This is a genomic window from Stenotrophomonas sp. NPDC077659 (genome assembly GCF_050268705.1).
Lineage (GTDB): Bacteria > Pseudomonadota > Gammaproteobacteria > Xanthomonadales > Xanthomonadaceae > Stenotrophomonas.
Genome location: NZ_JBNNHG010000004.1, coordinates 1 through 20092 on the forward strand (window position 1 = coordinate 1; position 20092 = coordinate 20092).

Sequence of the window (20092 nt, forward strand, 5' to 3'; positions counted from 1 at the left end):
GCGCAGCAGCTTGCGGTGGTGGGTCAGCAGCAGGCGCTGGCCGTCGGCGCTGACCAGCCAGCAGCTGGCCGTAAAATGCCCAGCCAGGCGTTCACGACGAAAGGCGTCTTCCGGATCATCGATCAATGTGCCGAATTCGGCAGCCAACACGTCGTCGGATGGCTCCCTGCGGGCGTAGTCCCGGACCAGCCCGCGGAGGTGTTCATCAAGCGCGGCAAGGGATTCGGCAGGTTGATCCATGAATGCGGGGCAATCGGAAAAATGCTGCCCATTATCGCCGGTCATTGTTGCGATTGCGCTTGTGCGGTGGCTTCAGCTTTGGCTAAGGTACAGCGGGCCGTTCGCGCGGCCTTCACCACTCCAGGCCGCCGGCAACGCACCGGCGGCCCCAATCCGATCATCAGGAAAGTTCTGCATGCTGAAAGCTCTGTTGAGGGTCAAGCCGGTGCAACCGGCCGGGCACGTCGATGCCGGCGAACCCATCGAAGGCAGCCTGGATGGCGAAGCCACGCTGAAACGGACCCTCACGGCTAAACACCTCATCCTGCTCGGCATCGGTGCGGTGATCGGTGCAGGCATCTTCGTCCTGACCGGCCAGGCTGCGGCCAACCACGCCGGCCCGGCGGTCATGCTCTCGTTCGTCATCGCCGGCTTCGCCTGCGCGCTGGCGGGGCTGTGCTATGCCGAATTCGCCGCGATGATGCCGGTCTCCGGCAGCGCCTACTCCTACTCCTACGCCACCCTCGGCGAAGGCATGGCCTGGTTCATCGGCTGGTGCCTGGTGCTGGAATACCTGTTCGCCTCGGCCTCAGTCGCAGTGGGCTGGTCGGCCTACCTCATCAGCTTCCTCACCACCACGCTGCACATGCCCTTCCCGGATGCACTCAGTGCCGCGCCCATCGCCTGGACCGGCAGCGAATTCGTCTCTTCGGGCAAGCTGTTCAACCTGCCGGCGGTACTGATCATCGCCGCAGTGTCGGGCCTGCTGTATGTCGGCGTGACCCAGTCGGCGTTCGTCAACGCGATCATCGTGGCGATCAAGGTCACCGTCATCTGCCTGTTCATCGGCATCGGCGCAGCGCACATCGACCCGGCCAACTGGCACCCCTTCATCCCTGAAAACACCGGCCCGGGCGAGTTCGGCTGGAGCGGCATCTTCCGCGCTGCCACCATCGTGTTCTTCGCCTACATCGGCTTCGACGCGGTGTCCACCGCTGCCGGCGAAACCAAGGACCCGCAGCGCAACATGCCGATCGGCCTGCTCGGCTCGCTGGCCGTGTGCACCGTGGTCTACATCATCGTCTGCGCGGTGCTGACCGGCATGATGCCGTACCACCTTCTGGGCACCGACAAGCCGGTGGCCACCGCGCTGGAACCCTTCCCGACCCTGTCGTGGCTGAAGACCGCCGTGGAGATCGGCGCCATCGCCGGCCTGTCCTCGGTGATCCTGGTGATGATGATGGGCCAGACCCGCATCGCCTATACGATCTCGCGCGACGGCCTGCTGCCGAAGTTCTTCGGCAAGGTCCACGCCCGCTTCCGCACCCCGTACTGGGCCACGATTGTCGTTGGCGTGATCGCCGCGGCGCTGGCCGGCCTGGTGCCGCTGAACGTGCTGGGTGAACTGGTCTCGATGGGCACCCTGCTCGCCTTCGCCACTGTCTGCATCGGCGTGCTGATCCTGCGCTACAGCAAGCCGGACCTGCACCGCCCGTTCCGCGTGCCGGCGGTGTGGATCATCTGCCCGCTGGGCGCGGCTACCTGCCTGTTCCTGTTCTGGCAGGCCTTCGTGGTGCATTGGCATCTGTTCGTCGGCTGGACCGTGCTGGGCCTGCTGATCTACCTAGGCTACGGCATCCGCAACAGCAAGCTGGCCAAGTCATCCTGATGTGCCTACGGGCCGGCCCCTGCGCCGGCCCGTCCGTTTCTGCCCCGCGCGCCCACCGGCGCGCTTCGAAAAGATCGACACACATGTTCAAGCAACTGTGGGCCACCAAGCACCCGCATGCCGCCCATGAAGACGCCAACGGCCTCAGCCTGCGCCGCCACCTCGGCCCGTGGGGCCTGACCGCCCTGGGCATCGGCGCGGTGATCGGCGGCGGCATCTTCGTCATCACCGGCCAGGCCGCGGCCAATCACGCCGGCCCCGCCATCATGCTGTCCTTCGTGCTGGCGGCCATCTGCTGCGCCTTCTGTGCGCTGGCCTACGCCGAGTTCGCCTCGATGGTGCCGGTGTCCGGCAGCGCCTACACCTATACGTACGCTACCTTCGGCGAGCTCTCGGCCTGGTTCATCGGCTGGATGCTGGTGCTGGAATACGGCGTGTCGGCCTCGGCAGTGGCGGTCAGCTGGACCGGGTACTTCCTCAGCCTGCTCAGCCAGTTCGACATCCATCTACCCGCGTCACTGGTCAGCGCGCCACTGGACGCCCAACTGCGCCCGACCGGCGCCATCGCCAACCTGCCGGCGGCCGGGCTGGTGCTGCTGCTGACCTGGCTGTGCTACGTCGGCATCAGCAAGTCCTCGGCGATGAACATGGCCATGGTCGTGCTCAAGACCGGCCTGATCGTGCTGGTCATCGTGGTCGGCTGGAAGTACGTGGACACCAGCAACTGGACACCGTTCATCCCGGCCAACGAAGGCCCGGGCAAGTACGGCATGGAAGGCGTGCTGCGCGGCGCAGCCATGGTGTTCTTTGCCTATATCGGCTTCGAGGCGGTGTCAGTGGCGGCGCAGGAATCGAAGAACCCGCAGCGCGACATGCCCTTCGGCATGATGCTGTCGCTGGTGATCTGCACGGTGCTGTACATCGCCATGGCGGCGGTAATGACCGGCCTGGTGCCTTACCCGCTGCTGGGCACCGACGAACCGGTGGTGACCGCGGTGGCGGCGCACCCGCAACTGGGCTGGCTGCGCTGGGTGGTCGAGGTCGGCGCCCTGGTCGGCCTGTCTTCGGTGGTGCTGGTGATGATCATCGGCCAGCCACGCATCTTCATGATCATGGGCCGCGACGGCCTGCTGCCGCCGGTGTTCACCAAGATCCACCCGAAGTACCGCACGCCGCACATCAACACGGTCATCACCGGCATCGGCATCGCCCTGCTGGCCGCGCTGTTCCCGCTGGACATCCTTGGCGAACTGACCTCGATGGGCACCCTGATCGCGTTTGCGGCCGTATGCGCCGGGGTGCTGATCCTGCGCCGCACCCAGCCGGACCTGCCGCGTCCGTTCCGCATGCCGATGGCGTGGCTGATCTGCACCCTGGGCGTGCTGAGCTGCCTGGCGCTGCTGTCGGCGATGACGCTGCACAACTGGATGCTGATGGGCGTGTGGACGGTGGTCGGGTTCGTGATCTATTTCGGTTACGGGTTCAGGCACAGCCGCCTGCGGGGTCAGTAAGGGGTTGGGTATTGCAGGGCCTGCGGCCCTGCACCCGCTGGAGCAACGTCAACAACAAGGCTGGATTGAGGGGTTGGCGGGGAGGGGTGAGATTGCGGGGGACGCTGCAAGTACGTCCCTGTAAGCTCGGTCGCCGCATCCATGCGGCTCACGCCCCCGCAATCTCACCCCTCCCCGCCTACGACAGTCTCCCGGCGCGTCCGGTAGATCCACGCCATGCGTGGATGAGTTCCATCCGGAGAATTGAATCTTCTCCGGTCAATGAATCCTCTGTAGAGCGGAGCCATGCTCCGCTGCGAGCAAGCGCAGCGCAGCGACCCGCTTTTCGCCTTTCCTTCTTCACTCCGTGGCTGGCGCGCACGGAGCCGGCCAGATCCCGAAACCCGCTCTCTGCGACCAACCGCCCGCCACGAGGGGCTCAGCCATTGGCCGAATCCAGTAAAATCGACCCCATGAACGCCCCCACCTTCCCCTACGACACCGCGCGCCTGAGCGAACTGGCCCAGCTGCTGATCGACAACGTCCGCGAACTGGCCCACGCCGGCTGGACCCCGGCCACCAGCAGCAATTTCTCCCACCGCCTGGATGACCGCCACGCCGCGATCACCGTCTCGGGCAAGGACAAGGGCCGCCTGATCGAGGACGACATCATGGTGGTGGACTTCGACGGACAGGCCGTCGGGCGCCCGCTGCGCCCGTCCGCCGAAACCCTGCTGCACACCCAGCTGTACCGCCGCTTCCCGGACATCGGCTGCGTCCTGCACACCCATTCGCCGGTGCAGACCATCGCCTCGCGCCTGTACGCGCCGCAGGGCCACATCCGCCTGGAAGGCTACGAGCTGCTGAAGGCCTTCGCCGGCAACAGCACCCATGAGATGGCCATCGATGTACCGGTGTTTGCCAACACCCAGGACATGAACGTGCTCTCGGCACAGGTCGATGCCCTGCTCGACACGCAGACCCTGTGGGGCTACCTGATCGACGGCCACGGCCTGTACGCCTGGGGCCGCGACATGGCCGAAGCGCGCCGCCACATGGAAGCCTTCGAGTTCCTGTTCCACTGCGAACTGGAACTGCGCAAGCTGCGCGGCTGAGCCCGCGCCGCGGTGCAGATTCCAATCCGGAATCTGCACCCCGTCACCACCCTGTTACCCTGTCTTCCCCCCGAGACGTTCAAGCTGCCGCCATGAGCCGACTGCGCATCTACGACGACACCCGCCCTGAATCGCCGCTGCTGGACACCCAGGACGGGGCGATCATCACGACCGAGCTGCAGAAGATCGGCGTCACCTTCGAGCGCTGGCAGGCCACCGCACCGGTCGCGCCGGGTGCCAGCCAGGACGAGGTGTTCGCCGCCTATCGCGCCGACATCGACCGTCTGGTCGCCGAACGCGGCTTCAAGAGTGTGGACGTGGCCTCCATCGCCCCGGACAACCCGAACCGCGCCGAGCTGCGGAAGAAGTTCCTCGACGAACACTTCCACAAGGAAGATGAGGTGCGCTTCTTCGTCGCCGGCTCGGGCCTGTTCACCCTGCACGTCGGTGACAAGGTCTACGAGATCGAGTGCGTGAAGGACGACCTGATCGCCGTACCTGATGGCGCCACCCACTGGTTCGACATGGGCGATGAGCCGAACTTCGTGGCCATCCGTTTCTTCACCGAGCCGGACGGCTGGATCGGTCATTTCACCGGCACCGACATCGCACAGAAATTCCCCCGTTACGTTCCCACCCAGGCGTCCTGATCCATGCAGCCCCGCGTCATCCTGACCGATATCGAAGGCACCACCAGCAGTATTTCGTTCGTCAAGAACGTGCTGTTTCCCTATGCCCGCCAGGCGCTGCCGGCCTTCGTAGCCGAGCATGGCCGGCGGCCGGAGGTACGTCGCTGGCTGGACGCAGTGGCCGCCGAGATCGGGGGTGCCTGCCAGGACAGCGTGGTGGCCGAGACGCTGCAGGGCTGGATCGACCAGGACCGCAAGCACACTGCACTGAAGGCGTTGCAGGGCCTGATCTGGGATGCCGGCTACCGCCGCGGCGACTACACCGCGCACTTCTACCCGGAAGTGGCGCCAGTGCTGAAGGGCTGGCACGCCTCGGGTCTGCCGCTGTACGTTTATTCTTCCGGCTCGGTGCCGGCGCAGAAACTGTTCTTCGGCTTCAGCGATGCCGGTGACCTCAGCCCGCTGGTGTCGGGCTGGTTCGATACCGAGATCGGCGGCAAGCGAGAGGCGGACAGCTACCGCCGCATCGTCCAGGCGATCGGTGTGCCGGCGGGTGAGATCCTGTTCCTCTCCGACGTAGTGGAAGAACTGGATGCCGCCCGCGAGGCCGGCCTGCAGACCCGCCTGATCGACCGCCGGGACGACTACCCGATGCCGCGCAGCGGCCAGGCCGCCAACGGCCATGACCGCGTAGAGAATTTCCAGCAGATCCAGCTGTAAGGGCGTGCGGACCTACGGTCCGCACCCATGCCCTCAACGGTCGTTGAGGGTCTTCACCTTCAGCGCGTCGCGCAGGGTCGTCAGGTCCACCGGGCCACGCACGGCGATGTCGCGGGTCTCACCCGGCAGCAGGTCCAGCAGGTTGTCTTCAAGCGTCACGTCCAGCGCACCAAAATCGATCCACGTCGCGCGCACGTAGGCCGCGCTTTCCAGCCGTAGTCGATAGTGGTCGCCTTTGATGGACAGGGTGGCCTTGAGCTTCTGCCGCGGCAATACCTGGTCCTTGGCTTCGACGAATCCGACCACCTCCCGCGCGCTCACCTTGCCATCCTGCAGCAACTCGAACACCGCCACCGTGCGCTTCGGATCGGCACCGGCCAAGAGCTCGGCATCGTGTAAATCACCGATCGAGGTGACACCCTCCGCCGTCAACGTCACCGCGTCCTCGCGTCGACGCAGCACCTTGCCGTCCACATCCATCACCCGCATCCGCCAACGTGCATCCAGCGCGGCACCGTCGTTGAGCAGGCGCACCCGCGTGCCGCCCTCATCACGCAATGCCGCCAGCGTCACCGGCGCGAAGAAGCGGCGCGCGGCGAAATGCAACGCCTTCCAGCGGCCGAAGTAATCCACGCTCGACCACGAGGCACCCGGCCACACATCGTTGAGCTGCCAGTACAACGACCCCATGGTGTACGGCCGCGAGGCTCGATGATGGAGCGCCGCCAGGGCAATGCCATCGGCCTGCATCACCTGGCTGAGGTAGACGAAGTCCTCGAAATCCTTCGGCGTACCGTAGCCGCGTTCGATGTACTGCAGCAGCCGGCTGTTGCCCTCGCCAGCCATGAACTTCTGGTGCGCGCGGATCACCGTGCTGTCGATGCGCTGCTCGGCGCGGCTGGCGATCTGGTCAACCGTCGCAATGGTCGGCCACGCCTGCAGCCCATACTCGGACATGAACCGTGGGGTCTCGCGAAGGTACGCCTGCACAGGCAGCGCCGGGTTGCCCCAGACCTGCCAGTAGTGCTTGTCACCCCGGGTCGAATCATTGGCCTTCACGTCCAGATCGTTGCTGGGCGAACTGGACCAGTACGGCACGCCCAGGCCTTCCTCGCCCACCACCTGCCGCAGGTCGTGGCCGAACAGGTCCACGTAGCCCTGCCATACTCTGGCAGCAAAAGCGGGATCGGCTGCTGTCAGATCACGGCCGTGGCCCCAGTCCTTCCAGGCGGTCTCTTCCTCGTTGTTGCCACACCACAGCACGATGCTGGGGTGGTGGCGCAGCCGGCGCACATTGTCGCGCGCCTCGGCCACCACGCTGGCGCGGAACGCGGGGTCATAACCGGGCTGCATGCCACCGCCGAACATGAAGTCCTGCCAGACCATCAGGCCCAGCTCGTCGGCAATGTCGAAGAACGCGTCGTCCTCGTAGTAGCCACCGCCCCAGTTGCGCAGCATGTTCATGTTGGCATCGCGCGCAGCGGTCAGCACTTGGCGCAGGCGGGCCTCCTCGACGCGTGCGGGGAAGGCATCGAACGGAATCACGTTGGCGCCCTTGGCGAAGACCTCCACACCGTTGATGACGAAGGCGAAGCCCTGCCCACCCTTGCCGTCTTCTTCGCGGCGCAGTGCCACCGTGCGCAGGCCGATGCGCTGCTCGCGTGCCAGTTCGGGGGTGCCGCCGTCATCCACGCGCGCGCGCACGGTATAGCGGTCCTGTGCGCCATGGCCGACCGGCCACCAGCGGCGGGGCTGGGTCAGTTCAACGGGAACCTCCACGCTGTTCGGGCCCGGCTTCAGCAGTACCGTGCGCTGCACCTGGGCCACGCTGCGGCCCTCGGGATCGCGCACTTCCACATCCACCACGGCCGAACCGGCGGCACTGCCCTGCTCCACCTGCAGCAGCACCGCCAACCTGGCCTGTCGCGCGTCCAGGGCGTCGGTACGCACGGCCAGATCGGTGAGCCGGTGAGCATCCCAGGCCTGCAGGTCCACCCCACGCCACACACCGGCGGTGACATAGCGCGGGCCCCAGTCCCAGCCGAAGTGATAGGCCGGCTTGCGTGCGAAGTTGCCGACCATCGCGTCCTTCGGTTCGTCACCGTAGGGCGAAGGGTAATTGCCGGCGATCCTGTGCGGCATCGCCAGCACGCCCGGCAGCAGCGTGCGGATCGGTGAGCGGAACACGATCAGCAGCTCGTTGTCGCGGGCCTTCAGGCGCCCTTCCACGCGCGCACGCCAGGTGCGGTGCGCATTGTCCGCGCGCAGCAGCGGCGTTCCGTTGAGGGACACCTCGGCATAGGTATCCAGGCCATCGAAGCGCAGTTCGGCATTCGGCCTGGCGAGAGTGGCCGCATCCACGTCGAAGTGGGCGCGGTACTGCCAGTCGGCCAAGCCGATCCATTGCAGCTCGGCTTCGGCCGCACCCACGTACGGATCGCGGATCAGATCATGGGCAAGCAGATCGGTGTGCACGCTGCCGGGCACGGTGGCAGCACGCCACTGCTGCAGGCCAGGGTGGGAGGCGCCCTGGGCATCGCCGGGCAGCAGGCGGAACTCCCACTGTGCCTGCAGCGGCGCGGCCAGCACGGGGAAGCTGCCAAGCGTGAACAGCAGCAGGAGCAGACGGACAGCGAGGGAAAGACGATGCACGTGGTGCTCCTGTTTTCTGTTGAACGCCTAAGCCGGTGTCCACTGCGTGCGGTCGGCTTCGCGCGCATGGCGATGCGTTCATCATTCCGGCGCGTTAACCGCGACGCGGCGCGGCCCGGCGTTACCCATGCGACACGCCACGGCAGCGCCGGGCCATGCCCGGCGAGCGCGCAGCGCGGCAGACCTCAACGAACGACGTTCAGCACTTCGTAGCACGCGCCCATCGTGTGGTAATCCACCTTGCCAGCCGGGCTCTTCTCGTCGCTGTACTTGCGGTTGTCGGCATCGAGGATACGGTACCAGGCACCGTACTGGTGGTCGACGAAGTGCTCCCACGCGTACGCCCAGATGAGCTCGTACCACTGCCAGTAGCGGTCATCGCCGGTGCGCTTGGCCATCAGCGCGGCGGTGGCCAGCGTTTCGGCCTGCACCCAGAAGTACTTGTCGTCGTCGCAGACGAAGCTGTCGCCGCCGATCGGCGCGCCGTCCATGCCCGGCTGGCGGCGCGACTCCGGCGCGAAGCCGTAGTACAGGCCACCACGTGCCTCGTCCCAGCTGCGCTCGACGGCCACGTCGAACAGGTGCTGCGCGGTCGGCACCAGCCACTCGGCCTGCACGTGGCGGTCAAGGATCAGCAGCAGCTTGGCCCACTCGGTCTGGTGGCCGGGCTGGAAACCCCACGGGCGGAACAGATGCTTGGGATTGTCCAGGTTGTAATCCCAGTCGATTTCCCAGTTCTCATCGTAGTGTTCCCAGACCAGGCCACCGGCCTTGGCAGCCTGGCGGCGGGTCATGTTGTCGGCCAGCTGCAGCGCGCGCTCGACGTAGCGCTGTTCGCCACTGGCCTCGAACGCCGCCAGCATGGCCTCGCACATGTGCATGTTGGCGTTCTGGCCGCGGTAACCGGTGAAGTTCCACTGGCCATCGGCTTCATCCTTGTAAAGGCCGTGCTGTGGCTCCCAGAAGCGCGCCTCCAGCAGCTGCCAGGTCTCGTCCATCCACGCGCGGGCCTGCTCGACACCGGCCTTCAGCGCGCAGCTGTAGGCCAGCAGCACGAAGGCCACGCCGTAGCAGTGGTTCATGTCGTCCTCGACCTTGCCATTGCGCAGGGTCCAGGCGTAACCGCCGGTGGCCGGGTTGCGGTGCACCTCGCGCAGGTAGCGCACGCCATGCTCGACCGCCTCGCGGTACTCGGCATTGCCGAACTCGCGGTAGGCCATCGCGTAGTTGAAGACGAAGCGCGTGCTGCTCACCAGGTGGCGGTGGCCGGCATCGTAGATGCTGCCGTCATCACGGAAGTAATGGAAGAAGCCACCGTTGGGGTCGATGCAGCGCGGGTGGTAGAACGCCATCGTGTCGGCGATGTGCGCGCGCAGGAAGGCGGGCGAACGGAAATCGGGCGAGGTGCTCATGCGGAAAGGTCCTGTGCCTGCAGCAGCTGCTGCACTTCAGCAAGCGAGGGCATCGCGGCGAACGCGCCCTTGCGGGTAACGGCCAGTGCGCCGACCGCGGCACCAAAGCGCAGCGTCGCGGTGATGGCCTGCGGGTCCTGGCAGAACGCGGCGAAACCAGCGCCTGCACCGCCCCGCTCCAGCAGGCCGACCAGCACGCCACCGACGAAAGCATCGCCGGCCGCTGTGGTATCAACCGTGGCCACGCTGAAGCTGGTGACCTGGCCCTGCTGCTCACGGGTGTACCAGTGCAGCGTGGCCGCACCGTCGGTGACGATGACCCAGCGCGCCTGCGCGGCCAACAGGCGCTGCAGGACAGCAGCCTCGCCGTCAGCGCCGAGCGGCGCGGCCAGGTAATCCAGTTCCTCGCGCGACAGCTTGACCAGATCGGCGCGTTCCAGTGCCTGCCACAGCCACGGCGTCGGATCGACGTCGGCCGGCCATAGTGCCGGGCGCAGGTTGAGGTCCAGGCTGACCACCGCACCGGCCGCCCGGGCACGGTCCATGCCGGCGAAGGTCGTTTCGGCGATGGCCGGCTCGGTCAGGCTGTTGGAGCAGACGTGGAAGCACTGCGCGTTTTCCAGGCACGCGGCCTGGAAGTCGCTGTCACGGAACAGCAGGTCGGCCGCTGGCGGGCGGTAGAAGCTGAAGCTGCGTTCGCCGGTCGCGTCCAGGGCGACGAAGGCCAGCGCGGTCTTGGCCGCATCGGTACGCACGATGTAGTCGGTGCCCACGCCGTGCTCGACCAGGCTTTCGGCGAGGAAGTCACCGAACATGTCGCGGCCCAGCATGCCGACGAACTGCGTCTTCGCACCCAGCCGCGCGGCGGCTACGGCGACGTTGGCCGGCGCACCGCCGGCGTACTGCAGGAACGCGCGCGGGGTGTCGGCCGAAGCCGGCGGCTGCGCTAGTAGATCGATCAAAATTTCGCCGAAGCAGACAATGCCACCCATTCTGGACTCAGCCTCCCTGCGTTGCGGAGACCGACGTGCGCGCGCCGACCAGACCGTAATAGATGATGTAGCCGTAGCACAGCAGCGGCAGGATGAAGCTGGCCTGGACGCCGATGTGATCAGCCAGCTGGCCCTGCAGGTACGGCACCACGGCACCGCCGACGATGGCCATGATCAGCAGGCTGGAGCCCTTGTTGGTCAGCGGGCCGAGGCGCTCGATGCTGAGCGCGAAGATGGTCGGGAACATGATCGAGTTGAACAGGCCGATCGCCACCACCGAGTACAGCGCGATGCTGCCGGAGCTGAGCATGGTCGTGGCCAGCAGGGCCACGTTGATCAGCGCGAACAGGGCCAGCAGGCGGCTGGGCGAGAAGCGCGCCAGCAGGGCTGAGCCCGCGAAGCGGCCGATCATCGCCATCGTCCAGTAGGCCGACACGTAGTGCGTTGCCTGCTGTTCGCTGAAACCACCGATGCTGGGCATCGACAGGTAGTTGACCAGGAAGCTGCCGATCGACACTTCCGCGCCGACATAGAAGAAGATGCCCAGTACGCCCAGCAGCAGGTGGCGCGTGCGCAGCGCGTCGAGGTAGCTGTGGTGCTGGCCCTCGTCGGCCTGCTCGGTGGCATCGCTCAGCGCCGGCAGGCGGAACAGGAACACAAACACCGCCAGCAGCACCAGTGCGACGGCCAGGCCGACGTAGGGGCCCTGCACAGCCTGCGCTTCGGCGGCGCGGTAGGCCAGCTGCTCGGCAGCCGGCAGCGCGTTCAGCTCATCGGCACTTTTGACCGTGTTGGACAGGATCAGCATGCCGCCGAAGATCGGCGCAATGGCAGTACCCAGCGAGTTCAGTGCCTGGGCCAGGGTCAAGCGGCTGGAACTGGTCTGTTCCGGGCCCAGCAGCGCCACGTAGGGGTTGGCTGCCACCTGCAGTACGGTGATGCCGGTGGCCAGCACGAACAATGCCCCGAGGAAGGCGCCATACACGCGCAGCTCGGCGGCCGGCCAGAAGCCCAGCGCACCGATGCCGGCGATGACCAGGCCGGCCACGATGCCCTTCTTGTAGCCCAGCGCAGCGACCAGGCGACCGGCCGGCAACGACATCAGGAAGTAGGTGCCGAAGAACGTGAACTGCACCAGCATCGCCTTGGCGTAGTTCAGCTCGAACACCGCCTTCAGGTGCGGGATCAGGATGTCATTGAGGCAGGTCAGGAAGCCCCACATGAAGAAGATGGTGGTGACCACGGCCAGTGCCTTGCCGTTGGTGACGGCCGGTGCGTTGCCGGGAGAACCCGATGGGCGGGGCGTTGCGGAAATCGGCATGCGGTTCGCGCCTCGATGCGCGGAAGGTCGTTGTTGCGTGGAAGGGGGGTGCGTTGGACAGGATCAGGTGGGGCGGGCGGCGCTGCTTTCACGGATGCGCAGCTGCACCGGGGCGACCGTGCGCTGCGGCGGCGCATCCGGGTCGTTCAGGCGCTGCAGCAGCAGTGCGGCCGCCTGCCGGCCGCGCTCGCGCGGGTCGGCGGTAAGGGTGGTCAGCGGCGGCACTGCAACCGACGCTTCGGAAATGTCATCGAACCCGGTGACTGCAAAATCGCCACCGGGGCGGATGCCTCGCGAGTTCAGGCCCAGCATCAGCCCCAGCGCGACGGTGTCGTTGTAGCAGACCGCCGCGCTCGGGCGATGGCCGTTGGCAAACAACTCGTCGGTACGCGCCGCGGCTTCCAGGCGGTTCGGCGCCGATTCGATCATCCAGCCCGGTGGCAGCAACAGCCCGGCCTCGGCCAGTGCCTGCTGGAAACCGGCGCGGCGCTGGTGGCACGAGCTCGATGCGGCATGGCCGCCGAAGAATGCGATCTGGCGATGGCCACGCTCGATCAGGTGGCGCGTGGCCAGGTAAGCGCCGTGCTGGTTGTCCAGTGTCAGGAAATCCCAGTCGGCGCCGGCCAGTTCGCGGTTGAACAGCAGCACGTTGGCGTTGGCGCCCAGCGCCTGGCGCAGCCGCGTCGCATCGCTGCCCTCGGCAGGCGACAGGATCAGGCCCGCCGGAGTGTGTTCCATCAGGGTGGACAGCACCGCATGCTGACGCTCGGGCGATTCGCCGGTGCTGCCCAGCAGGGTCACGTAACCCCGCCCGCCCAGTGCCTCATCCACGCCGGAAGCGAATTCGGCGAAGAACGGATTGGACAGATCGTTGATGACCAGCGCGATGCTGGACGAGGTGCGCCGGCGGAGATTGGCCGCCGCACGGTTGTAGACATAGCGCTGGCGGCGCAGTTCGGCCTCGACCTTGGCCCGGGTATCGACATTGACCAGTGGGCTGCCGCGCAGCACCAGCGACACGGTCGCGCGCGAAACGCCGATGGCACGGGCGATGTCGGTCACCGTCACCGCCTTGCCGGAACGCTTGCTGGAACTGTCGCTGGTGTCGTTCATCGTCTTCCCGGACTCCGCTGGAAGCTCAAGCGTAATGGATCGGGGCCGCCTCATGGCGTGCCGTTCGCTGGGCAGCCTGCAGAGACGCAGCGCCGATCATCGCAGCGGGATGCCTGGTGCAGCGCACCAGGAGACTGGCAGGTCGGCCACGGCAGTGCCCCAGCCCTGCGTCGGCGCCTGGCCATCCAGGGCGAAACGCACGCGCGGGCCCTGCTGCAGGCGGCCCCAGTCCAGCCACACCGGCGCATGGGCCTGGCCATCCACCTGCACGCCCTGCACATACTGCAGGCGGCGGCCATCGGCGCCCGGCGCGTCGATGCGCAGGGTGCGGCCATTGCCCATGTCCACTTCGACGTTGGCAAAGCGCGGCGTATGCAGCAGGAACTCGCCACTGCCCGGCACCGCCGGGTACATGCCGATGGCACTGAACAGGTACCAGGCCGACATCGTGCCCAGATCGTCATTGCCGGTCACGCCATTGGGCGCATTGGTGAACAGCTGCTGCGCTGCCCGCAGCACCGTGGCGGTCTTCCACGGCTGGCCGATCAGCGTGTACAGCCACGGTGCATGCAGGTCCGGCTCGTTGTTGGGGTTGTAGCGGAACTGGTTGTAGTAGCTGTACGGCCCGACCACCCACTCCTTGCGAGCGGCGTTGAGCGGGTCGGCCTGCAGCGCGGCCATCCCGAAGAACGCATCCAGGCGGCGGCCGGCCTGTTCGCGGCCATCCATCGCTTCCACCAGGCCCGGCACGTCCTGCTGCGCCAGCCACTGGTACTGCCACGCGGTGCCTTCATGGAACCCGTGGTGCGAGCGCGGGCTGTAATGACCGTCGGCCGGGGTGTACCACTGGCCGTCTTCGGTGCGCGGGCGCGGGAAGCCGGTGAAGCCGGTCTCCTCATCACGCACCTGCGGGTCCCACATCTTGCGCCAGTTGCGGCCGCGCTCGCGCAGCGTCACCGCATCCTGGGCGTGGCCCAGGCCATCGGCCATCTGCGACAGTGCGCAGTCGGCCAGGGCGTACTCCAGCGTCGCCGAACCGCCGTGATGCGGATCGACGTCCATGCCCTTGGACGGGAACGCGCGGTCATAGACCACATAGCCCTTGTCCAGGTAGGTCGGGTTGCCCGAGCGACCGGCCATGCGCGAGTTCAGCGGCGGCGTACCGAAGGCATTGCGGCGCAGCGCATCCCAGGCCTGCGATTCACGACCCTCGAGCGCACCGAAGCGCCACAGGTCGACCATGAACGGGGTGATCGGGTCACCCGTCATGATGTTGGTTTCGAAATTGGCATAGCCCCAGCGCGGCAGCCAGCCGCCCTGCTCGTCGATGGCCAGGAGGGTGCGGCCGATGTCGCGGGCCACGTCCGGGCGGGTCAGCGCCAGCCACTGGTTCTGCGCGCGATAGGTATCCCACAGTGAGAAATACTCGTAATACGTCCAGCCATCGGCGCGGTGGATGCCATCGTCATAGCCGCGGTAGCGGCCATCGGCATCGCTGCCGGTGAGCGGCTGCAGCAGCGCGTGGTACAGCGCGCTGTAGAACACCGTCCGGTCATCGCTGCTGCCACCCTGCACGCGCACGCGCGCCAACTGTTCGCGCCAGGCCTGCTGGGACAGCGAACGCATCTTCTCGAAACCGATCAGCGATCCCCCCTGCATGCCCTCGGCGCGCAGGTTGCTGCGTGCACCTTCAGCATCGACGTGCGAAATAGCGCTCACCGCAGTAACCGACTGACCCTTGCCCAGATCGAAGGTCAGCCAGGCGCCGTTCGGCTTCTGCTCGCCTTCCATGCTGTGCCGTGCGTTGGGCAGGCCACCGGTCTCGCCCCAGGTGCCGTATGCCTTGAACGGACGATCAAACTCCACGCGGAACCAGGTGGTGTATTGGTGCCCGCCACAGAAGCTCTTGGTGACCAGCTTGCCTTCCACCACGCGATCACCGACCACATCGATCACGCTGCCGATGACCGAGTGGCGCTCGTTGGCCTGGCCGACGTTGACCAGCACATGGCCATCACCGCTGCGCTGGCTGAAGGTGTAGCGCTCAGCGGCGGCGCGGGTACGCGCGGTCGCCTCCGCGTCGATGCCACCGTAGCTGGTCAGGCGCACTTTGTAGTAGCCGGCCTGGCCGACTTCACCGTCGTGGGTATAGCGGGAGGCGTAGGCCTTGTGATCGAACCGCTTGGGATTGCCGGTGTCGAAATCGCCGCCCGGACCGATGCTGCCGGTGACCGGCAGGATGGAGACCTGACCGCCCTGCTCCCAGCAGCCGGCGCCGGACAGGAACGAATGGCCGAAGCCGCGGATCTTGTCGTCGTCGTAGCGCCAGCCCGAGTAGTGGCTGCCGATCGGGCTGACCTGGATGAGGCCGAAGGGGGCCGAGGCGCCGGGGAAGGTGTTGCCGTCATCCTTGCTGCCGATGAAGGTGTTGACCTCGCGCTCCAGCGCGGCCGGCGCAGCCTGCAGCCAGGGCGTGACGGCCAATGCCAGCAGGCAGGCGATGCGGGCCAGCGGGCGGTGGGACAGTGCCAACGGGCGGCGGACGGACGGATGGCGGGACAACCTGGTCACGGACAGGACTCCTTGGCGGCAGGGCGGCAGCAAAGCGACGGCCGGATTGGCCGAATGCCTCGTTTCCATCGGTACAAATCCGCACCCCGGCGGATTTAGATCGATTGAAGTAAAGCAGGCAGCGCCCCTCCATGCATTCTGCGCCGCAGCAAAACAAGGGGGGGTCTCTTTGCAGGGCTTGCAGCCCTGCACCTGCTCAATGCAACGGGCAACAGCAACGTCAAAGGCTGGCTTTCCGTGGGATGGCGGGGTGGGTCCGGTTGAGGGGACGGCGTAAATACGTCCATGTAGCCTCGGTCGCCGCATCCATGCGGCTCACGCCCCCTCAACCGGACCCACCCCGCCTTCGACAGTTCTCCGCGATCTGCCGGAGCCAGGGGTCGGATCCCGTTGCTACGCAACGGGCTCTGACCCCAGATGAATTTCGATATCTGATAGATCTCGATGGCGAGTGATGTCGATGTTCCAACCGTCAGCAGGAAACTGTCGGGGGTGGGGCGGTGTGGGCTGGAAGGACCGCAGGCGCCATGGATGGCGCCTACGAGCCCCCATGGATGGGTTTACGGCGTGTCCTGCCAGCCCACACCACCCCGCCCAACTCAAAGCAACCCAGAGCCGCCTTTGATCCTGCTTCGGATTCGGCTTCGGCTTCGGCTTCGGCTTGAAGCAGGTGCAGGGCTGCAAGCCCTGCCGAACCACCCTCCCCTTTGCGCATGTAAACGATTCCAGCGCATTTCAGCGAATCATCATTCGGCAGACACGTCACTGCAATATTGCGCAGCAGCATGCGCACGCCCGCCAGCCGTGCTAAAAATCGCCCCGCCATCGCTTAGATCGATCCAAGCAGTTTCAGGGATGGCCCGGAGTTGGGGACCGGAACAGTACATACCCGAGTACCAGCGCGCCGTGCCACGCAGCCGCGCGGCTCAAGCAAAAAATCGGCATCACAGATTAGATCGATTCAAGTTCCGCGTCAGTCACCGGATCAATCCAGGAGAGATGGAGAGATGGCAATGAAGCATTCAACTCGTAAGCACGGTCGCGACACCTTGTCGCTCGCCGTCGCGGTGGCCTTGGCCGCAGCCGTCGCGCCGACCGGCGCCGCTGCCCAGCAGGCCCCCGCACATCCCACCACCGCCAGCAGCGAGGCCACTACGCTGGACAGCGTCCAGGTCACCGGCTACCGCTACGCCATCGAAAAAAGCCTGCAGCAGAAGCGCGACGCGAACGCCGTGGTCGAAGTGATCACCGCTGAAGACGTCGGCAAGTTCCCCGACAAGAACGTCGCCGATTCGCTGCAGCGCGTGCCCGGCGTGGTCATCACCCGCGACGGCGGCGAAGGCAAGAGCGTCAGCGTGCGCGGCCTCGATCCGGACCTGACGCTGACCCAGTTGAACGGCAACTACATCGCCACCTCAGAAACCAATGACGAAGCCAGCCGTTCGTTCAACTACACCCTGCTGCCGTCGAACATGCTGTCCAGCGCCGAGCTGTTCAAATCGCCGGAAGCACGCATCGACGAAGGCGGCATCGGCGGCACGGTCATCCTGCATACCCGCCGACCGCTGGAAATGGAATCCAACTCCGGCTACGTGACGCTGGAAGGCGTGTCCTCCGACACCCACCAGAATGTCGACCCGCAGGCGTCGGCGCTGTACTCGTGGCACAGCAAGGACGAGCGCTTCGGCGTGCTGGTCGGCGTAACCCAGCAGAAGCGCACCAGCCGCACCATGGAAGTGAGCACCGAGAACTACCAGTGGTACGGCACCGACGTTGACGCCCGCGATGTCAACGGCAACGCCCTCAGCCAGGGCGGCATCAACTACTGGTGGGGCAACTCGGGCTTCAACGACCAGTTCGGGCACAACTACAGCGACTTCTTCATGCCCACCTCGGTGAACTTCGCCGTGAAGGAAGAGAAGCGCGAGCGCAGGGGCGGCCAGCTCACGTTCCAGTTCAAGCCGGTCGACAACCTGACCCTGACCGCCAACTATTTCCGCTTCCAGCTGGACGGCGACTATGCGCAGAACATGCTCAAGGTGCCGGAATGGAACATGGCGCGCTACAACGGCGACGGCAACTGGGCCGGCGGCCGCCTGCTCAATGGTTTGACCTTCGACCCCAGCGGCACCGTGGTCACCGGCGCGCAGTTCGAGAAGCTGCCGGGAAAGACCTACTACTGCAGTGAAGACGAAGCCGCAGCCGCCGGCCTGGCCCCCGGTGGCTGGGGACCGGACGACTGCACCATTCCCACCCCGCAGCTGACCGGCGGCTACAGCCGCGAAAAGGCGCTGTCGCAGACCGCTGACCTGACCATCGACTGGGATATCAGCCCGCTGTGGAAGGCCTCCTTCAGCGGCGGCCGCACCTGGTCAGAAGGCGGTCCGTCGATGAACTTCCGCATGTCGGCCAAGCCGCGCCGCCGCGTCAACGGCGTGTGGGAATCCGGCAACCAGTACACCGCCTGGGACCTGACCGGCACGCCGACCCTGACCGTCTCGCCCAACCTTCAGGAGGTGCTGATGAATGGCATCGCCGAGGTCGACACCGGTTCGACCGATTCGTCGTGGATGCAGACCGAGGTCAAGCAGAGCCACTTCCAGGCCGATGTCACCAAGCTGTTCGAAAGCGGCTGGCTCGACTCGATCCAGTTCGGCGCCAAGTACCGTGACGGCAAGGTCCACCGCAACACCGGCAACACCTACTGGGTCTGCCAGGGCGCCGACCCGAGCGACTACGACAGCCGTTACCAGGCTGGCTGTGACAACACCGCCGGCATCGCCCAGCCCGGTTTCTTCCTGTCCAACCCGATCACCGGCCTCGGCCACGGCTTCAATGCCAACGTGTTCCCGGGCATCAACTACCCGGCCTACATCGATTACCTGAACAGCACGTACGGGCAGTCGCACAACCGCGTCGAGGACGACTTCGTCTACAACGTCAACGAGAAGATCTATTCGGGCTATCTCCAGGCCAACTTCCGTACCGAGCGCCTGCGCGGCAACGTCGGTGTGCGCGTGGTGCGTACCGAGCAGTTCGCCCAGTCCAGCGACTCCATCGAACGCTTCAACGATTACTTCCTGGACAACGCCTCCGGCGCGCCGATGTCCTGCGATGATCCGGCAGCGGCCGCCTACCCCACCTACGGCTGCGAGAGTGGCTTCGTGCGACTGCCTGACAATCTGGCACGCGGGAAGACCTACGAGCTGATCGGCTCGGACCACACCTACACCGACGTGCTGCCCAGCTTCAACATCGCCTGGGACATCACCGATACGCTGGTCCTGCGCGGCGCGGCATCGAAGGTCGTGGCGCGTCCGAGCTACACCAGCATCGCCTCGCCGGGCAGCCTGAGTTATTACAGCGCCGAGTACGTCAATGACCGCCGCGTGGCCGGCGGCGCACCGACCGAAGGCTGGGCCGGCAGCGGCAGCAACAAGAACCTCGAAGCGTTCAAGGCCACCCAGTATGACCTCGGCTTGGAGTGGTACTTCATGCCGGGCGCGGTGGCAGGCGTCGGCCTGTTCCGCAAGGACATCAGCAACTTCACCGTGCCGATCGTGCGTGACGTGCAGATGGAAGTCGGCGGCGAGATGGTAACGGTGCAGGACTACAGCACCCAGGCCAACGGCCGCGATGCGGTCTCGCAGGGCGTGGAGCTGTACGGCCAGTACACCTTCGATTTCGGCCTGGGCGTGCAGGCCAACTACACCTACAACGACACCAACCTGGCGTCGATCGAACTCAATGGCGAGAACCTCGGCGCATCGCCGCTGGTAGGCAGCGCCAAGAACCAGGCCAACCTGACGGTGTTCTACGAAGCCGACCGGTTCCTGGCCCGCGCCTCGTACAACCGTCGCGGCGAAGTGGTGGGCGGCCTGGTCAACGGCATGACCCAGTACTCCGAACCGTACGATCAGCTGGATCTGAACGTGGCCTACAACTTCACCGACGCGCTGACCTTCACCGCCTCGGTACTCAACGCCACCAAGTCCGAACAGCGCATCTACCTGGGCAACGACACCCAGTCCCGCCTGATCTCGAACCTGTATTCGGGCCGACAGATCTACTTCGGCGCGACCTACAAGTTCTAGCCCTTACAACGGTCCTCCACGGCAGCCACGCTTTCACAGGTGGCCGCCGTTTTTGTTTGGTAGAGCCGAGCCCATGCTCGGCTGCTGTTGATCTG

Annotated in this window: 13 protein-coding genes and 1 pseudogene; 6 read left to right on the top strand and 8 right to left on the bottom strand. The window is 66.0% G+C overall.

What is annotated here, in order from left to right; all coding sequences use genetic code 11:
* Window positions 1–285 (bottom strand): annotated as a pseudogene (locus ACQKDV_RS01060) (NUDIX hydrolase); the annotation flags it as partial.
* Between the two features lie 130 nt (window positions 286–415).
* Here ACQKDV_RS01060 and ACQKDV_RS01065 point away from each other — a divergent pair.
* The 5 genes from ACQKDV_RS01065 to mtnC all read left to right on the top strand — a co-directional run bounded on the left by ACQKDV_RS01065 (window position 416) and on the right by mtnC (window position 5842).
* Window positions 416–1888 (top strand): amino acid permease, encoded by a 1473-nt coding sequence (locus ACQKDV_RS01065; protein ID WP_427781943.1) that lies wholly within the window; start codon window positions 416–418, stop codon window positions 1886–1888.
* A gap of 83 nt (window positions 1889–1971) precedes the next feature.
* The gene (locus ACQKDV_RS01070) at window positions 1972–3399 is read left to right on the top strand and encodes an amino acid permease (protein WP_427781944.1); all 1428 of its coding nucleotides are present in this window, start codon (window positions 1972–1974) and stop codon (window positions 3397–3399) included.
* A gap of 452 nt (window positions 3400–3851) precedes the next feature.
* Complete coding sequence (locus tag ACQKDV_RS01075; RefSeq protein WP_427781945.1) at window positions 3852–4493, top strand: methylthioribulose 1-phosphate dehydratase; 642 nt, start codon at window positions 3852–3854, stop codon at window positions 4491–4493.
* A 92-nt stretch (window positions 4494–4585) separates the two neighbouring features.
* Window positions 4586–5143 carry a 1,2-dihydroxy-3-keto-5-methylthiopentene dioxygenase gene (locus ACQKDV_RS01080; protein WP_427781946.1) on the top strand — a complete coding sequence of 186 codons (558 nt, stop codon included), beginning with the start codon at window positions 4586–4588 and terminating at the stop codon, window positions 5141–5143.
* 3 nt (window positions 5144–5146) lie between these two features.
* The gene (gene mtnC, locus ACQKDV_RS01085) at window positions 5147–5842 is read left to right on the top strand and encodes an acireductone synthase (protein WP_427781947.1); all 696 of its coding nucleotides are present in this window, start codon (window positions 5147–5149) and stop codon (window positions 5840–5842) included.
* Between the two features lie 33 nt (window positions 5843–5875).
* On the opposite strand, the gene ACQKDV_RS01090 is transcribed toward mtnC, so the two are convergent.
* The 7 genes from ACQKDV_RS01090 to ACQKDV_RS01120 form a co-directional block, all read right to left on the bottom strand.
* The gene (locus ACQKDV_RS01090) at window positions 5876–8494 is read right to left on the bottom strand and encodes a beta-mannosidase (protein ID WP_427781948.1); all 2619 of its coding nucleotides are present in this window, start codon (window positions 8492–8494) and stop codon (window positions 5876–5878) included.
* A gap of 185 nt (window positions 8495–8679) precedes the next feature.
* On the bottom strand, window positions 8680–9906 hold the full coding sequence (locus ACQKDV_RS01095; RefSeq protein ID WP_427781949.1) for an AGE family epimerase/isomerase: 1227 nt from the start codon (window positions 9904–9906) through the stop codon (window positions 8680–8682).
* On the bottom strand, window positions 9903–10898 hold the full coding sequence (locus ACQKDV_RS01100) for a carbohydrate kinase family protein (protein ID WP_427781950.1): 996 nt from the start codon (window positions 10896–10898) through the stop codon (window positions 9903–9905). Before ACQKDV_RS01100 ends, ACQKDV_RS01095 begins: the two co-directional genes overlap by 4 nt.
* Before the next feature lie 7 nt (window positions 10899–10905).
* Window positions 10906–12219 (bottom strand): L-fucose:H+ symporter permease, encoded by a 1314-nt coding sequence (gene fucP, locus ACQKDV_RS01105; protein WP_427781951.1) that lies wholly within the window; start codon window positions 12217–12219, stop codon window positions 10906–10908.
* Between the two features lie 63 nt (window positions 12220–12282).
* Entirely contained in the window at window positions 12283–13332 is a 1050-nt protein-coding gene (locus ACQKDV_RS01110) for a LacI family DNA-binding transcriptional regulator (protein WP_427781952.1), read from the bottom strand.
* 96 nt (window positions 13333–13428) lie between these two features.
* Window positions 13429–15864, bottom strand: a complete 2436-nt coding sequence (locus ACQKDV_RS01115) for a GH92 family glycosyl hydrolase (protein WP_427782000.1) — start codon at window positions 15862–15864, stop codon at window positions 13429–13431.
* 577 nt (window positions 15865–16441) lie between these two features.
* Window positions 16442–16690, bottom strand: coding sequence for a hypothetical protein (locus tag ACQKDV_RS01120; protein ID WP_427781953.1), 249 nt, complete (start codon window positions 16688–16690; stop codon window positions 16442–16444).
* A 220-nt stretch (window positions 16691–16910) separates the two neighbouring features.
* On the opposite strand from ACQKDV_RS01120, the gene ACQKDV_RS01125 reads away from it, so the two are divergent.
* Window positions 16911–19997, top strand: coding sequence for a TonB-dependent receptor (locus ACQKDV_RS01125; protein WP_427781954.1), 3087 nt, complete (start codon window positions 16911–16913; stop codon window positions 19995–19997).
* Window positions 19998–20092: the final 95 nt, after the last annotated feature.

Coding starts and splice junctions, on each gene's coding strand:
- ACQKDV_RS01120 (WP_427781953.1), bottom strand. CDS start 16,690: ATGCTGCTGCGCAATATTGCAGTGACGTGTCTGCCGAATGATGATTCG.
- mtnC (WP_427781947.1), top strand. CDS start 5,147: ATGCAGCCCCGCGTCATCCTGACCGATATCGAAGGCACCACCAGCAGT.
- ACQKDV_RS01110 (WP_427781952.1), bottom strand. CDS start 13,332: ATGAACGACACCAGCGACAGTTCCAGCAAGCGTTCCGGCAAGGCGGTG.
- ACQKDV_RS01070 (WP_427781944.1), top strand. CDS start 1,972: ATGTTCAAGCAACTGTGGGCCACCAAGCACCCGCATGCCGCCCATGAA.
- ACQKDV_RS01065 (WP_427781943.1), top strand. CDS start 416: ATGCTGAAAGCTCTGTTGAGGGTCAAGCCGGTGCAACCGGCCGGGCAC.
- ACQKDV_RS01075 (WP_427781945.1), top strand. CDS start 3,852: ATGAACGCCCCCACCTTCCCCTACGACACCGCGCGCCTGAGCGAACTG.
- ACQKDV_RS01080 (WP_427781946.1), top strand. CDS start 4,586: ATGAGCCGACTGCGCATCTACGACGACACCCGCCCTGAATCGCCGCTG.
- ACQKDV_RS01100 (WP_427781950.1), bottom strand. CDS start 10,898: ATGGGTGGCATTGTCTGCTTCGGCGAAATTTTGATCGATCTACTAGCG.
- fucP (WP_427781951.1), bottom strand. CDS start 12,219: ATGCCGATTTCCGCAACGCCCCGCCCATCGGGTTCTCCCGGCAACGCA.
- ACQKDV_RS01095 (WP_427781949.1), bottom strand. CDS start 9,906: ATGAGCACCTCGCCCGATTTCCGTTCGCCCGCCTTCCTGCGCGCGCAC.
- ACQKDV_RS01125 (WP_427781954.1), top strand. CDS start 16,911: ATGGCAATGAAGCATTCAACTCGTAAGCACGGTCGCGACACCTTGTCG.